The sequence below is a fragment of the Streptomyces sp. AM6-12 genome (assembly GCF_044327085.1).
Lineage (GTDB): Bacteria > Actinomycetota > Actinomycetes > Streptomycetales > Streptomycetaceae > Streptomyces.
In genome coordinates, this window is the sequence record NZ_JBIQWN010000001.1 from 4,950,540 (window position 1) to 4,964,423 (window position 13,884).

General features: G+C 72.2%; 14 protein-coding genes. 11 read left to right on the forward strand and 3 right to left on the reverse strand.

Features of this window, described 5'->3' with window-relative positions; all coding sequences use genetic code 11:
- The first annotated feature begins 94 nt into the window (after positions 1-94).
- From ACE4Q9_RS22435 to ACE4Q9_RS22470, 8 genes are all read left to right on the forward strand, one after another.
- On the forward strand, positions 95-448 hold the full coding sequence (locus tag ACE4Q9_RS22435; RefSeq protein ID WP_397986009.1) for a histidine triad nucleotide-binding protein: 354 nt from the start codon (positions 95-97) through the stop codon (positions 446-448).
- A 6-nt stretch (positions 449-454) separates the two neighbouring features.
- The gene (locus ACE4Q9_RS22440) at positions 455-1,360 is read left to right on the forward strand and encodes a ribonuclease Z (RefSeq protein WP_397986010.1); all 906 of its coding nucleotides are present in this window, start codon (positions 455-457) and stop codon (positions 1,358-1,360) included.
- A gap of 20 nt (positions 1,361-1,380) precedes the next feature.
- Entirely contained in the window at positions 1,381-2,370 is a 990-nt protein-coding gene (locus tag ACE4Q9_RS22445; RefSeq protein ID WP_397986011.1) for an adenosine deaminase, read from the forward strand.
- A 277-nt stretch (positions 2,371-2,647) separates the two neighbouring features.
- Positions 2,648-3,790, forward strand: coding sequence for a carbohydrate kinase family protein (locus ACE4Q9_RS22450; protein ID WP_397986012.1), 1,143 nt, complete (start codon positions 2,648-2,650; stop codon positions 3,788-3,790).
- Between the two features lie 157 nt (positions 3,791-3,947).
- Complete coding sequence (locus ACE4Q9_RS22455; protein ID WP_397986013.1) at positions 3,948-5,024, forward strand: PhoH family protein; 1,077 nt, start codon at positions 3,948-3,950, stop codon at positions 5,022-5,024.
- A gap of 12 nt (positions 5,025-5,036) precedes the next feature.
- Positions 5,037-5,534 carry an rRNA maturation RNase YbeY gene (gene ybeY / locus ACE4Q9_RS22460; RefSeq protein ID WP_397986014.1) on the forward strand — a complete coding sequence of 166 codons (498 nt, stop codon included), beginning with the start codon at positions 5,037-5,039 and terminating at the stop codon, positions 5,532-5,534.
- A gap of 8 nt (positions 5,535-5,542) precedes the next feature.
- Positions 5,543-6,829 carry a hemolysin family protein gene (locus ACE4Q9_RS22465; RefSeq protein ID WP_397986015.1) on the forward strand — a complete coding sequence of 429 codons (1,287 nt, stop codon included), beginning with the start codon at positions 5,543-5,545 and terminating at the stop codon, positions 6,827-6,829.
- Positions 6,826-7,185, forward strand: a complete 360-nt coding sequence (locus ACE4Q9_RS22470) for an MmcQ/YjbR family DNA-binding protein (RefSeq protein WP_397986016.1) — start codon at positions 6,826-6,828, stop codon at positions 7,183-7,185. The genes ACE4Q9_RS22465 and ACE4Q9_RS22470 overlap by 4 nt, the downstream gene beginning before the upstream one ends.
- Before the next feature lie 157 nt (positions 7,186-7,342).
- Here the strand turns inward: ACE4Q9_RS22470 and ACE4Q9_RS22475 are convergent, their stop codons facing one another.
- Positions 7,343-8,761, reverse strand: a complete 1,419-nt coding sequence (locus tag ACE4Q9_RS22475) for an MFS transporter (RefSeq protein ID WP_397986017.1) — start codon at positions 8,759-8,761, stop codon at positions 7,343-7,345.
- 155 nt (positions 8,762-8,916) lie between these two features.
- On the opposite strand from ACE4Q9_RS22475, the gene ACE4Q9_RS22480 reads away from it, so the two are divergent.
- The 3 genes from ACE4Q9_RS22480 to era all read left to right on the forward strand — a co-directional run bounded on the left by ACE4Q9_RS22480 (position 8,917) and on the right by era (position 11,186).
- Complete coding sequence (locus ACE4Q9_RS22480; protein ID WP_397986018.1) at positions 8,917-9,738, forward strand: helix-turn-helix transcriptional regulator; 822 nt, start codon at positions 8,917-8,919, stop codon at positions 9,736-9,738.
- A 28-nt stretch (positions 9,739-9,766) separates the two neighbouring features.
- The gene (locus ACE4Q9_RS22485; RefSeq protein ID WP_397986019.1) at positions 9,767-10,120 is read left to right on the forward strand and encodes a cytidine deaminase; all 354 of its coding nucleotides are present in this window, start codon (positions 9,767-9,769) and stop codon (positions 10,118-10,120) included.
- A 112-nt stretch (positions 10,121-10,232) separates the two neighbouring features.
- Positions 10,233-11,186, forward strand: a complete 954-nt coding sequence (gene era / locus ACE4Q9_RS22490) for a GTPase Era (RefSeq protein ID WP_397986020.1) — start codon at positions 10,233-10,235, stop codon at positions 11,184-11,186.
- 76 nt (positions 11,187-11,262) lie between these two features.
- Here the strand turns inward: era and ACE4Q9_RS22495 are convergent, their stop codons facing one another.
- Together ACE4Q9_RS22495 and ACE4Q9_RS22500 are read right to left on the reverse strand one after the other, a co-directional pair.
- A complete protein-coding gene (locus ACE4Q9_RS22495) occupies positions 11,263-12,516 on the reverse strand; it encodes an MFS transporter (RefSeq protein WP_397986021.1) in 1,254 nt (417 codons plus the stop codon).
- Positions 12,513-13,829, reverse strand: coding sequence for a GH1 family beta-glucosidase (locus tag ACE4Q9_RS22500; protein ID WP_397986022.1), 1,317 nt, complete (start codon positions 13,827-13,829; stop codon positions 12,513-12,515). The genes ACE4Q9_RS22495 and ACE4Q9_RS22500 overlap by 4 nt, the downstream gene beginning before the upstream one ends.
- Positions 13,830-13,884 lie beyond the last annotated feature (55 nt).

Sequence of the window (13,884 nt, forward strand, 5' to 3'; positions counted from 1 at the left end):
CGTGGATCGCGACCAGCCACGAACCACCCGCATCCGACCGACTACGATGATCCCCCCCGAACCCGACCTCCCGGCGAAAGCGAGCGCACGCGAAATGGCTGGAGAACCGCAGGACGACTGCCTGTTCTGCAAAATCGTCGCGGGCCACATCCCGGCCACCGTCGTCCGCGAGACGGAGACCACCGTCGCCTTCCGGGACATCAACCCCCAGGCCCCCACGCACGTCCTGGTGATCCCCAAGGCCCACTACCGGGACATCGCCACGCTCGCCGCCGGCGCCCCCGAGATCGCCGCGGACGTGCTGCGCGAGACCCAGGCCGTGGCCGACGAGGAGAAGCTCGACAGTTACCGCGTCGTCTTCAACACCGGCGCCGGCGCCGGCCAGACCGTCTGGCACGCCCACGGCCACGTGCTCGGCGGCCGCGGTCTTCAGTGGCCGCCTGGATAACCCGCCATGTCCGTCCGTGAACTCGTCGTCCTCGGCACCGCGAGCCAGGTCCCTACCCGGCACCGCAACCACAACGGCTACCTGCTGCGCTGGGACGGCGAGGGCATCCTGTTCGACCCCGGCGAGGGCACCCAGCGGCAGATGCTGCGCGCCGGGGTCGCCGCGCACGACCTGAACCGGCTCTGCGTCACCCACTTCCACGGCGATCACAGCCTCGGCCTCGCCGGGGTCATCCAGCGCATCAACCTGGACCGGGTGCCGCACCGGATCACCGCGCACTACCCGGCCTCCGGGCAGCGCTTCTTCGACCGGCTGCGGTACGCCACCGCCTACCGGGAGACCGTCGGCGTCACCGAGGTCCCGGTGACCGCCGACGGCACCCTCGCGGTGACCCCGTCGTACACCCTGGAGGCCCGCAGGCTCTCGCACCCGGTGGAGTCGTACGGGTACCGGCTGACCGAGCCCGACGGCCGCCGGATGCTGCCCGAGCGGCTCGCCGCGCACGGGATCGGGGGGCCGGACGTGGGCGTGCTCCAGCGCGAGGGACGGCTCGGGGACGTGACGCTGGCGGAGGTCAGCGAGGTGCGGCGCGGACAGCGGTTCGCGTTCGTCATGGACACCCGGCTCTGCGCGGGCGTGCACGCGCTGGCCGAGGGCTGCGACCTGCTGGTCATCGAGTCCACCTTCCTGGACGAGGACGAGGAACTGGCCGTGGAGCACGGCCACTTGACGGCCGGGCAGGCCGGAGCGGTCGCGCGGGACGCGGGGGTACGGCACCTCGTGCTCACCCACTTCAGCCAGCGGTACCCGGACCCGGCGGAGTTCGAGCGGCAGGCGCGGGCCGCGGGCTTCACGGGTGAGCTGACCGTGGCGTACGACCTCCAGCGAGTGCCGGTTCCGAAACGACGGTAAGTGCGCCGTACGATGCTTTGATGCCCCTCCCCAAAGCAGAACTGCACCTCCACATCGAAGGCACCCTGGAGCCGGAGCTGGCCTTCGAGCTGGCCGCCCGCAACGGCGTGAAGCTGCGCTACGCCGACACGGACGAGCTGCGCGAGGCGTACCGGTTCGAGGACCTCCAGTCCTTTCTGAACCTGTACTACGAGCTGATGACCGTCCTGCGGACCGAGCGGGACTTCGAGGACCTGGCCAACGCCTATCTGACCCGCGCCGCGGCGCAGGGCGTGCGGCACGCGGAGATCTTCTTCGACCCGCAGGCCCACCTCGCGCGGGGCCTGGACATGGGCACCGTCGTGGCGGGGCTGTGGCGGGCGCTCGGCCGCAGTGAGGAGAACCACGGCGTCTCCACCCGGCTCATCCTGTGCTTCCTGCGCGACGAGTCCGCCGACTCCGCGCTGGAGACCCTGGAGGCCGCGCGGCCGTACCTCGACCGGATCACCGGCATCGGCCTGGACTCCGCCGAGGTCGGGAACCCGCCGGTGAAGTTCCGCGAGGTGTACGAGACCGCCGCCGCGCTGGGGCTGCGCCGGGTGGCGCACGCCGGCGAGGAGGGGCCGCCGGAGTACATCTCCGAGTCCCTGGACCTGCTCGGCATCGAGCGCGTCGACCACGGGCTGCGCTGCATGGAGGACCCCGCCCTGGTGGAGCGGCTGGTGCGCGAGCGCATCCCGCTCACCCTGTGCCCGCTGTCCAACGTCCGGCTGCGCGCGGTGGACACCCTGGCCGACCACCCGCTGCCGGCCATGCTGGACGCGGGGCTGCTGTGCACGGTCAACTCCGACGACCCGGCCTACTTCGGCGGCTACGCCGAGGACAACTTCCAGGCGGTGCGCGAGAGTCTGGGGCTGACCGGGGAGCGGCTGCGCGAACTGGCCCGCAACTCCTTCCTCGCCTCCTTCCTGGAGGACGACGAGGAGCGCCGCGCCCGGTATCTGGCCGAGGTGGACGCGTACGTGTTCTGAGGGTGTCCGGACCCGGCCCCGGCATGGGCTATGATTGATCATGTCGAGGCCGCCGGAACTCCGGTAGCCAGGCAGTGCGTTGGTGGTCCAAGGAAAGACGCCCCGCTTCCTGCGGGGAGATGCAGGTGCAAGGCCTGCCCGGCGCTCCAGACAGAGCCCCGTCCCGCCGTGTGCGGGGTGGGGCTCTTTCGCTGTGCGCGCGGGCCCGCCCGTATGCCCGTGCGCGGCGCTCCCGGTGGTGCACACTGGCCAGATCCAGCACACCAGGGAGCGCACCGTGACCTCGTCGCACACCCTCATCGGAGAGGAACCCGAGCACCTCACCCCGGCGGGCCACCGCCAGGCCCAGGTCGATCCGCTCGCCGCGCTGCGCGCCCCCGGCGACCCGCCCTGGGACGTCTACCTCACGGGCACCGTCTTCCTCGACATCATCTTCACCGGCCTGGACTCCGCCCCCGTGCGCGGCACCGAGTCCTGGGCGCGCGGCATGGGCTCCAGCCCCGGCGGGGTCGCCAACATGGCCAGCGCGCTGGCCCGGCTCGGACTGCGCACCTCGCTCGCGGCGGCGTTCGGGGACGACCACTACGGGGAGTACTGCTGGGACGCCCTCGAACAGGGCGAGGGGATCGACCTCACGCCCTCCCGGACGGTGCCCGGCTGGCACTCGCCGGTCACCGTGTCCATGGCGTACGAGGGCGAGCGGACGATGGTCTCGCACGGGCACGAGCCGCCGCCCGAGGAACCGGCCCCCGACTGCCCGCCGCGCGCACGCGCCGCCGTCGCCTCCCTCACGCCGGGCCGCCGCGCCCCCTGGATCGCCCAGGCCGCGCGCGGCGGGGCCCGGATCTTCGCCGACGTGGGCTGGGACGACACCGGCGCCTGGGATCTCGCCGGGCTGCCCGACCTCGAACACTGCGAGGCGTTCCTGCCCAACGCGGAGGAGGCGAAGCGGTACACGGGCGCCGACTGCCCGCGGCTGGCCGCGCACGCGCTCACCGAGTACGTGCCGGTGGCGGTGGTGACGCTGGGCTCGGAGGGCGCGTACGCGGTGGACCGCCGTACCGGCGAGGCGGCGGAGGTCCCGGCGATCGCGGTGGAGGCGCTGGACCCCACGGGCGCGGGGGACGTCTTCGTGGCCGGCTTCGTCACCGGGTCGCTCGCGGGCTGGCCGCTGGCCGACCGGCTGGCCTTCGCGGGGCTCACGGCCGCGCTGTCGGTGCAGGAGTTCGGCGGGTCCCTGTCGGCGCCGGGCTGGTCGGAGATCGGCGCCTGGTGGCGGCGGGTCCAGTCGCTGCCGGCCCAGGACCCGATGGCGCTGGAGCGGTACGCCTTCCTCGACCGGCTGGTCCCGGAGGAGCTGGACCGGCCGTGGCCGCTGCGCCGGGCCGTGCCCACGATCGGCTTCCGGGGCCCCAGCTGACGGACGGGGGCGGGCCGGGGCGGGCGGGGCACGCCGTCCGGCCGGGGGAAAAGTCCTACAGGCTTCTGAGCCGTCCGGCGTACTCTGGACAGCGACGAGGCCGCCCTTGGTTGTGCGGTCGTGATCAGGAGGAAGCGCAAGGCCTTCGCGCCGGCCCATGACACAGACACCCACAGCTCACACCCCCGCGCAGGAGCAGGCGAGAGCACAGCTCACCGTCCCCGCCCAGCACCCCATGGTGACCGTTCTGGGTTCCGGCGACTCCCTCCTGCGCGTGATCGAGAGGGCCTTCCCGGCGGCCGACATCCATGTCCGGGGCAATGAGATCAGCACGGTCGGGGATCCGGTGGACGTCGCCCTGATCTCACGCGTGTTCGACGAGATGATGCTGGTGCTCCGCACCGGGCAGCCGATGACGGAGGACGCAGTGGAGCGCTCGATCGCCATGCTCAAGGCGAGCGACAACGGTACGGGCGAAGGCTCGGAGACCCCGGCCGAGGTGCTGACGCAGAACATCCTGTCCTCGCGCGGCCGCACCATCCGCCCCAAGACCCTCAACCAGAAGCGCTATGTCGACGCCATCGACAAGCACACGGTCGTCTTCGGCATCGGCCCCGCCGGCACCGGCAAGACCTACCTGGCCATGGCCAAGGCCGTCCAGGCCCTCCAGTCCAAGCAGGTCAACCGGATCATCCTGACCCGCCCCGCCGTCGAGGCCGGCGAGCGGCTGGGCTTCCTGCCCGGCACCCTCTACGAGAAGATCGACCCGTACCTGCGCCCGCTGTACGACGCGCTGCACGACATGCTCGACCCGGACTCCATCCCCAAGCTGATGGCCGCCGGAACCATCGAGGTCGCACCGCTGGCCTACATGCGCGGGCGTACGCTCAACGACGCGTTCATCATCCTGGACGAGGCCCAGAACACGAGCCCCGAGCAGATGAAGATGTTCCTCACCCGGCTCGGCTTCGACTCGAAGATCGTGATCACGGGCGATGTGACGCAGGTCGACCTGCCGAACGGGCAGAAGTCGGGTCTGCGCCAGGTCCAGGAGATCCTGGAGGGCGTCGAGGACGTGCACTTCTCCCGGCTGACGTCGCACGATGTCGTACGGCACAAGCTGGTGGGCCGTATTGTCGACGCGTACGAGAAGTACGACAGCAAGAACGGCACCGAGAACGGCTCCCACAAGGGCGGCCACCGACCGGGCGCCAAGGGCACCAAGGGGAAGTAGACCGGCACGAGCATGTCGATCGACGTCAACAACGAATCCGGCACCGAGGTCGACGAGCAGGCGATCCTCGACATCGCCCGCTATGCGCTCGCGCGGATGCGCATCCACCCGCTCTCCGAGCTCTCCGTGATCGTCGTGGACGAGGACGCCATGGAGCAGCTGCACATCCAGTGGATGGACCTGCCCGGGCCCACCGATGTCATGTCCTTCCCGATGGACGAGCTGCGTCCGCCGGGCAAGGACGACGACGAGCCCCCGCAGGGCCTGCTCGGCGACATCGTGCTGTGCCCGGAGGTCGCCGCCAAGCAGGGCGCCGAGGCCCCGACGCAGCACTCCATGGACGAGGAGCTCCAGCTGCTCACCGTCCACGGCGTGCTGCACCTGCTCGGCTACGACCACGAGGAGCCGGACGAGAAGGCCGAGATGTTCGGGCTACAGGCCGCCATCGTGGACGGCTGGCGGGCCGAGCGCGGCCTGACCGGGCCGTCTCCGGCGCCGACCGTCTCGTAAGCGGCCGGATGTCCCCGCAGATCGTGATCGGCGCGATCGCGCTGGTCGTCGTCGCCTGGCTCGCCGCCTGCGCGGAGGCGGGCCTCGCCCGTGTCTCCAGCTTCCGGGCCGAGGAGGCCGTGAAGTCCGGGCGGCGCGGCGGCGAGAAGCTGGCGCAGATCGCCGCCGACCCCACCCGCTACCTCAATGTGGCCCTGCTGGTCCGCGTCGCCTGCGAGATGGCGGCCGCGGCCCTGGTCACCTACGCCTGCCTGGAGGCCTTCCCGGTCACCTGGCAGGCGCTGCTGGTCGCCATCGCGGTGATGGTCCTGGTGTCGTACGTCGCCGTCGGGGTCTCCCCGCGCACCATCGGCCGCCAGCACCCGCTGAACACCGCGACCGTGGCCGCGTACGTCCTGGTGCCGCTGGCCCGGATCATGGGCCCGATCCCTTCGCTGCTGATCCTCATCGGCAACGCGCTCACCCCCGGCAAGGGCTTCCGGCGCGGCCCGTTCGCCTCCGAGGCGGAGCTGCGCGCGCTGGTCGACCTGGCCGAGAAGGAGTCGCTGATCGAGGACGAGGAGCGCCGTATGGTGCACTCCGTCTTCGAGCTGGGCGACACCCTGGTGCGCGAGGTGATGGTGCCGCGCACCGATCTGATCACCATCGAGCGCTTCAAGACCATCCGGCAGGCCCTCACCCTCGCCCTGCGCTCCGGGTTCTCCCGGATACCGGTCACCGGGGAGAGCGAGGACGACATCGTCGGGATCGTGTACCTCAAGGACCTGGTCCGCAAGACGCACATCAGCCGGGACGCGGAGAACGACCTGGTCTCCACCGCCATGCGCCCGGCGGTCTTCGTGCCCGACACCAAGAACGCGGGCGACCTGCTGCGCGAGATGCAGAAGGAGCGCAACCACGTCGCCGTCGTCATCGACGAGTACGGCGGCACCGCGGGCATCGTCACCATCGAGGACATCCTGGAGGAGATCGTCGGCGAGATCACCGACGAGTACGACCGCGAGCTGCCGCCCGTGGTGGACCTGGGCGGGGGCCGCTTCCGGGTCACCGCCCGCCTGGACATCACCGACCTCGGCGAGCTGTACGGCCTGGAGGAGTACGACGACGAGGACGTCGAGACCGTCGGCGGACTGCTCGCCAAGGCCCTCGGTCGCGTCCCCATCGCGGGCGCGTCCAGCGAGGTCGAACTCCCCGACGAGCGGCGGCTGAAGCTCACCGCGGAGTCCTCCGCCGGCCGCCGGAACAAGATCGTCACGGTGCTGGTCGAACCCACGGCCGAGGAGAAGCCCGAGTGACCCCGAAGGAGCTGCGCGCCTTCTGCCTGTCCTTCAACGCGGCCGTGGAGGACTTCCCGTTCGACCCGCGGACCTCGGTCTTCAAGGTGCTGGGCAAGATGTTCGCCCTGACGGACCTGGCCGCGCGGCCCCTGACGGTCAACCTCAAGTGCGACCCGGAGGACGCGGTACGGCTGCGCGCCGACCACGAGGGCCTGATCGTCCCCGGCTGGCACATGAACAAGCGGCACTGGAACACCGTCACCGCCGACGGCCCACTGCCGGACCGGCTGGTGCGCGAGCTGATCGAGGACTCGTACGACCTCGTCGTCGCGGGGCTGCCGAGGCCGGAACGGCTACGGCTCGACCGGCCCTGATTCCGGTGCCGTACCGGTCGGCCGCCGGGCGTGTGCCCATCCTCGCCGGCGTCGAGTGCGGGCATGTCGCGCCGTACCCACCGCCGGTCAACGGCGCGCGCGGCCGTGTGGTGCACACGGCCGCGCGAAGCGGGATCGTCCGGACGCCGGACTGAGGTCAGACCCTGGAGCGGCGCAGGCCCAGCCCGATCAGGAGGGCGGCGCCGAGCACGATCGCCGTGTCCAGGGCGATCACCGTGTGCACGCCGGTCAGCAGGGAGCCGGAGGTGGTGGCCAGCACGCCCAGCAGCGGGATGCCGACCGTGATGCCGACCTGCTGGGTGGAGGTCACCAGTCCTGTGGCCAGCCCCTGCTCCTCGTCCGGCACACCGGAGGTGACCGTCAGGCCGTACGAGATGATCGCGCCCAGGTGGCACATGCTGGCCAGGGCCACCGCCGCCGTGGCGAGCCACACCGACCAGCCGTGGGTGCCCAGCAGGAGCAGGCTCGCGGTCAGCGCGCCCTGGCCGGTCAGCGAGCCGACCAGGGTGCGGCGGGCGCCGAGGCGGCCGATGACCTTCGGGGCGAGGGTGCCGGCGACGACCGACAGCAGGCCCTGGAAGCCGAAGACCAGACCGGTCTCGAAGGCGGACAGGCCCAGGATCTCCTGGAGGTACAGGGTCAGCACGAAGACGATCGTGGACATCATCGAGAAGGTGACCAGACCGCCGATGTTGCCCCACGCCACCGTGCGGCGGCGCAGCATCGGCAGGGAGACCAGGGGCGCCGCGGAGCGGGACTCCACCAGCACGAACGCGGTCAGCAGGACCAGCCCCGCGGCCAGCGCGGCGATGACGTCGGCGCGGCCGAAGCCGTGGTCGGCGGCGGTGGACAGGGCGTAGATCAGGGACAGCAGTCCGGTGGTGACGGTGATGGCGCCGGGCACGTCCAGGCGCGGGCGGTCCGGGGTGCGCGACTCCGGCAGCAGGCCCGGCGCCAGCGGCAGCACGATCAGCGCGAACAGGGTCAGCAGGGCCATCGTGGAGCGCCAGCCGAAGGTGTCGGTGAGGGTGCCGCCCGCGACCATGCCGATGGTGAAGCCCAGCGACAGCAGGGTGCCGGAGATGCCGAGGGCGCGATCTCGGGCCGGCCCCTCCGGGAAGGTGGTGGTCAGCAGGGACATGCCGGTCGGTACGATCGCCGCCGCGCCGAGCCCCTGGAGGGCGCGCCCGGCGAGGAACGAGGCCGGGTCCCAGGCGAGGGTGGACAGCAGCGAGGCCGCGCCGAACAGGGCCAGGCCGGCCAGGAACAGTCTGCGGCGCCCGAACAGGTCGCCGGCGCGGCCGAACAGCAGCAGGAAGCCGCCGGAGGGCAGTGCGAACGCGGTGACGGCCCACTGGAGCGCGGACTGGCTCATGCCGAGGTCGCGGCCGAGGGCGGGCAGCGCCACGTTCAGCACGGAGAAGTCCAGCGCGACCATGAACTGGGCCGCGCACAGCACGAACAGGACGAGCTTGTCACGCGTCGACAGCCGGGGGAGGCCGGGCGCCGCGGTGACCGCTGCGGGGGAGGTCTGGGTGGTGGTGTCGATCGCCATGGAAAGAGCTTCGGGCGAACGGAATACGGGTGGGGAGTCGGAACTTATGGTGGTGGTGGCACCACCAGACACGAGGGACCGACGGGGGAGGACGGCACGTGCCCGCTGCTGAGGCGACGCGCAGTCATCGGCGTGACGAACTGCGGGAGTTCCTGATGAGCCGGCGCGCTCGGGTCAGTCCCGAGGAGGCCGGGCTGCCCGCCGGGGGCGGCAGGCGCCGTACGCCCGGACTGCGCCGGGAGGAGGTGGCCGTGCTCGCCGGGGTGGGCGCCTCCTGGTACCAGTGGCTGGAGCAGGGGCGGGAGATCTCCGTGTCCCCGCAGGTGCTGGACGCGGTCGCGCGGGTGCTGCGGCTCAGCGACGCCGAGCGGCGGCACCTGTATCTGCTGGCCGGGCTGAACCCGCCGGCGCCCCAGGTGGTGCCCGGCAGGACGGACATGTGCGACGGGCTGCGGCGGCTCATCGACACCTGGATGCCGTACCCGGCGCACATCATGGACCTCTACTACAACTGCGTGCAGTACAACGACGCGGCCGCGATCGTGCTCGGCATGCGCCCCGGCATCACCCAGAACTGCCTGATCGACTTCTTCACCGACCCGCTGTACCGCGAGCGCAGCCACAGCTGGGAGCGCAACGCGCGCACGGTCGTGGCGCAGTTCCGGGCCGCGTGCGCGGCGCGCCCCGACGACGAGGGCTTCCGGGAGGTGCTCGCCGAAGTGAGCGCCGCCAGCGAGGAGTTCACGGCTCTGTGGGCCGAGCGGGACATCGAGGACCAGGGGCAGGTGCGCAAGGAGCTGTCGCATCCGCTGGCGGGGCTGCTGGTGGTGGAGTCGACGGTGCTGAAGGTCCCCGCCCGACCCGACCTGATGATCGTGCTGCACACTCCGCTGGACGAGGCGAACACCGCGGAGAAGCTGGAGTGGCTGGCCTCCCCGGAGGGCCGGCGGGGCGCGATGTACCCCGTCGCGGGGTGAGCGCCGGGGGGCTTCGTATGCTCGGGGCATGACGGAGAGCAGCGCGCTTGACCCCGAGGACCGCAAGATCGTGACCCTGGCCCGTTCCGCGCGGGCCCGCAACCAGGTGCCCGAGGGCGCGGCCGTACGGGACGACACCGGGCGCACCTATGTCGCCGGGACGGTGGACCTGGCCTCGCTGAAGCTCAGCGCGCTGCGCACCGCCGTCGCCATGGCGGTGGCGTCCGGGGCGGCCTCGCTGGAGGCGGCCGCGGTGGTGAGCGACGCGGAGTCGGTGCCGGCCGAGGACCTGGCCGCGGTGGCCGACCTCGGGGGCGCGGACACGCCGGTGCTGCTCGCGGGGGCGGACGGCACGGTCCGTACGACCGTCACCGCGGGCTGACCGCCGCAAGGAGACGGGCGGCGCGGGTACGTTTCCGTGACGTACCGGCGACGGTGCGTCACCGTCGGTTCGCGGTACGGCGGGGGCTCCGGGATCAGGGACAATGAACGGCATGAGCGTTCGCACCCAGTCATCCGAGCAGCCGGCGGAAACCGTCCACCGCGCCGGCTTCGCCTGCTTCGTGGGCCGCCCCAACGCGGGCAAGTCCACCCTCACGAACGCTCTGGTCGGGCAGAAGGTGGCGATCACCTCGAACCGGCCGCAGACCACGCGGCACACGGTGCGGGGCATCGTGCACCGGCCGGACGCCCAGCTGATCCTGGTCGACACCCCCGGACTGCACAAGCCGCGCACCCTGCTGGGCGAGCGGCTGAACGACGTCGTGCGCACGACGTGGGCCGAGGTCGACGTGATCGGCTTCTGTCTGCCGGCCGACCAGAAGCTGGGGCCCGGCGACCGGTTCATCGCGAAGGAACTGGCCGGGATCAAGAAGACGCCCAAGGTCGCCGTCGTCACCAAGACCGACCTCGTGGACTCCAAGACCCTCGCCGAGCAGCTGATCGCCATCGACCAGCTCGGCAAGGAGCTGGGCTTCGAGTGGGCGGAGATCGTGCCGGTGTCGGCGGTCGGGGACAAGCAGGTGGAGCTGCTGGCCGACCTGCTGGTGCCGCTGCTGCCCGAGGGGCCCGCGCTCTACCCCGAGGGCGACCTCACGGACGAGCCCGAGCAGGTGATGGTCGCCGAGCTGATCCGCGAGGCGGCGCTGGAGGGCGTGCGGGACGAGCTGCCGCACTCCATCGCGGTGGTCGTGGAGGAGATGCTGCCGCGCGAGGACCGGCCGGCGGAGCGTCCGCTGCTCGACATCCACGCCAACGTCTACATCGAGCGGCCCAGCCAGAAGGGCATCATCATCGGCCCGAAGGGCAAGCGGCTCAAGGAAGTCGGCATCAAGTCCCGCAAGCAGATCGAGGCGCTGCTGGGCACGCCGGTCTTCCTGGACCTGCACGTCAAGGTGGCGAAGGACTGGCAGCGCGACCCGAAGCAGCTCCGCAAGCTCGGCTTCTGACGTTCTCCCACCCACCCGTCCGGAACGCCGGCCGGGTGGGTGCCGTCATACCCCGGCACGATCCGGACGAGAGGTCCTAGTCCACCCCCCTGATCCGCCCCACCAGCACCGCGCCCGCCAGCCCGATCGCCGCCGCGACCAGGTACAGCACCCGGTATCCGCCCAGGTACGTCACCAGGGGCGCGGCCAGGGCCGGAGCCGCGGCCTGGGGGAGGGCGTTGGCCACGTTGAGGACGCCCAGGTCCTTGCCCCGGTCCGGGGCGTGCGGCAGGACGTCCGTCATCAGGGCGAAGTCGACGGAGGTGAAGACGCCGAAGCCGACGCCGAGGACGGCCGCCGCCGTCACCGCGCCCGGCCAGGTCTGCCAGCCGGCCAGCGCCGCCGTCGCCACCGCCATCAGCACCCCCGACCAGACCACGAACGGCTTGCGGCGGCCCGCGCGGTCCGACCACACCCCGCCGGCCACCACCGTCGCCAGCAGGGTCACGCCGTTCACCGCCGTCAGGATGAGGACGCCCCGGCCGGGATCGGGGTAGTGGACGCGGTCGCGCAGGTAGTAGAGCAGGTACAGCAGCACCAGCGCGTTGCCGAGGTTGATCAGGAAGCGGGTCAGCCAGGCCCAGCCCAGGTCGGGATACCGGCGCGGGCTCAGCCGGAAGCCCGCCAGGAACCCCCGCCAGGACCACGGCGGCCGGTCCGCGCGCGGCAGGGGGATGTCGCGGAAGAGGAGAACGTACGGCAGGACGCCCGCCGCCGTGCACACCGCGCACGCCAGGTACCCGGCGCGGATGCCGCCCGCCGCCGTCGCCAGACCGGTGCCCGCGACCACGCCCAGGATCTGCGCCGCGCCCAACCAGCCTCCCACCGCGCCCCGTTGGCGCCTCGGCACCCGGTCCGGGACGGCCGCCGTCACCGCCGCGAAGGCCGCGTTCAGGGTGAACTGGACGAGACACCAGCCGAGCGCCATCGACCACGGCCCGCCCGCGCCCGCGAGCAGCAGCAGGGACAGCGCCCCGCCCGCCGCCCCGGCCACGATCCACGGCGTCCGGCGGCCCGCACGGGCGGTCGTACGGTCGGACAGGGCGCCGAAGACGGGGTTCGCGAGCAGGGAGACCACCGCGCCCGTGCCGGTCACCCAGGCCAGCAGGGCCTCCTTGGACATCCCGGTGCCGGGCGCGAGGTCCTTCGCCTGGGCGGCCAGCAGGATCTGGAGCGGCCCGAACCAGCCCGCCCAGATCGCCCCGTTGGCCAGCGAGAGGGCCGCCGTCCAGCCCCGGCCCACCGGCGCGGACGGCTCGGCGAGCGCGGCCGGCGGGCGGCCGGTGGTCATCTCTGCGCCCGCAGCACATCCCGGAACCAGTGGTACGACGCCTTCGGCACCCGCTTGAGCGTCCCGTAGTCCACGTGCACCAGACCGAAGCGCCGTGCATAGCCCTCGGCCCACTCGAAGTTGTCCAGCAGGGACCACACGAAGTAGCCGCGCACATCGATCCCGGCGCTCAACGCGGCGTGCAGGGCACGGAGATGGGCGTCCAGGTAGGCGATGCGGTCCTGGTCGTCGAGGCCCTCGTACGAGCAGCCGTTCTCCGTGATGACGACCGGCGGTAGCCGGTCGCCGTAGCGCTCGCGGAAGCCGCACAGCAGCTCGGTCAGCCCCTCGGGGACCACCGGCCAGCCGAAGTCGGTCCGCGGCCGACCCTCGATCTCCCGTACCGAGAAGGGGAGTTCAGCGGGTATGGGCACGCCGCCGGACTCCGTCTCCGTGCCCAGCGGGGCGCCCACCCGCGTCGGCGCGTAGTAGTTGACGCCGTACCAGTCCAGGGGTTCCGCGATCACCTCCAGGTCCGCCGGGAGGTCGGCCGCGGGCATCAGCTCGCCCAGTCCGTCCGGGTAGGCGCCCAGCAGTACCGGCTCCGCGAAGAGCCGGTTCAGCAGCGTGTCGTAGAAGTCCGCCGCCGCCACGTCGGCCGGATCGGCGGAGGCCGGCCAGGTCGGGCCGTGGGAGTTGGCGATTCCGATGTCGGCCGCGCCGGCCGCGCGCAGGGCCCGTACCGCGAGGCCGTGCGCGAGGAGCTGGTGGTGGGCGACCGGGAGGGCGTCGAACAGCAGCCGCAGGCCGGGGGCGTGCACGCCGAGGGCGTGGCCGAGCAGGGTGTGCTCGGCGGGCTCGTTGAGGGTGATCCACTTGCTGACCCGGTCGCCCAGGCGGGCGGCGACCACCGCCACATGGTCCGCGAACCGGGCCGCCGTGTCCCGCTCCAGCCAGTCCAGGGACGCGGGCAGATCCCAGTGGAAGAGGGTGGGCACCGGCCGGACGCCCGCCGCGCACAGCTCGTCCACCAGCCGGTCGTAGAAGTCCAGGCCGCCCGGCGAGCCGACGCGGGGCCAGGAGACGGAGAAGCGGTAGGCGTCCACGCCGAGGCCGGCGAGGAGCGCCACGTCCTCGGGGTAGCGGTGGTAGTGGTCGCAGGCCACCGCCGCCGTCGAGCCGTCCTTCACCCGGCCCGGCGCGGCGGTGAACACGTCCCACACGGAGGGCTCGCGCCGGTCGGCGGCGCCCTCGATCTGGTGCGCGGAGGTCGACACGCCCCACAGGAAGCCGGCCGGGAACCGGGGGAGCGGAGTGCCTGTGTCAGTCGCCATGACCGGATCATCCTTACCGCCGGTAACGAAGTCAACGCCCGTGCGCGGACCGGCA

What these genes read in the sequence shown, in the direction of transcription:
- ACE4Q9_RS22435 (WP_397986009.1), top strand. Translation starts at nt 95, where the DNA reads ATGGCTGGAGAACCGCAGGACGACTGCCTGTTCTGCAAAATCGTCGCG.
- ACE4Q9_RS22440 (WP_397986010.1), top strand. Translation starts at nt 455, where the DNA reads ATGTCCGTCCGTGAACTCGTCGTCCTCGGCACCGCGAGCCAGGTCCCT.
- ACE4Q9_RS22445 (WP_397986011.1), top strand. Translation starts at nt 1,381, where the DNA reads ATGCCCCTCCCCAAAGCAGAACTGCACCTCCACATCGAAGGCACCCTG.
- ACE4Q9_RS22455 (WP_397986013.1), top strand. Translation starts at nt 3,948, where the DNA reads ATGACACAGACACCCACAGCTCACACCCCCGCGCAGGAGCAGGCGAGA.
- ybeY (WP_397986014.1), top strand. Translation starts at nt 5,037, where the DNA reads ATGTCGATCGACGTCAACAACGAATCCGGCACCGAGGTCGACGAGCAG.
- ACE4Q9_RS22465 (WP_397986015.1), top strand. Translation starts at nt 5,543, where the DNA reads ATGTCCCCGCAGATCGTGATCGGCGCGATCGCGCTGGTCGTCGTCGCC.
- ACE4Q9_RS22475 (WP_397986017.1), bottom strand. Translation starts at nt 8,761, where the DNA reads ATGGCGATCGACACCACCACCCAGACCTCCCCCGCAGCGGTCACCGCG.
- ACE4Q9_RS22480 (WP_397986018.1), top strand. Translation starts at nt 8,917, where the DNA reads ATGAGCCGGCGCGCTCGGGTCAGTCCCGAGGAGGCCGGGCTGCCCGCC.
- ACE4Q9_RS22485 (WP_397986019.1), top strand. Translation starts at nt 9,767, where the DNA reads ATGACGGAGAGCAGCGCGCTTGACCCCGAGGACCGCAAGATCGTGACC.
- era (WP_397986020.1), top strand. Translation starts at nt 10,233, where the DNA reads ATGAGCGTTCGCACCCAGTCATCCGAGCAGCCGGCGGAAACCGTCCAC.
- ACE4Q9_RS22495 (WP_397986021.1), bottom strand. Translation starts at nt 12,516, where the DNA reads ATGACCACCGGCCGCCCGCCGGCCGCGCTCGCCGAGCCGTCCGCGCCG.
- ACE4Q9_RS22500 (WP_397986022.1), bottom strand. Translation starts at nt 13,829, where the DNA reads ATGGCGACTGACACAGGCACTCCGCTCCCCCGGTTCCCGGCCGGCTTC.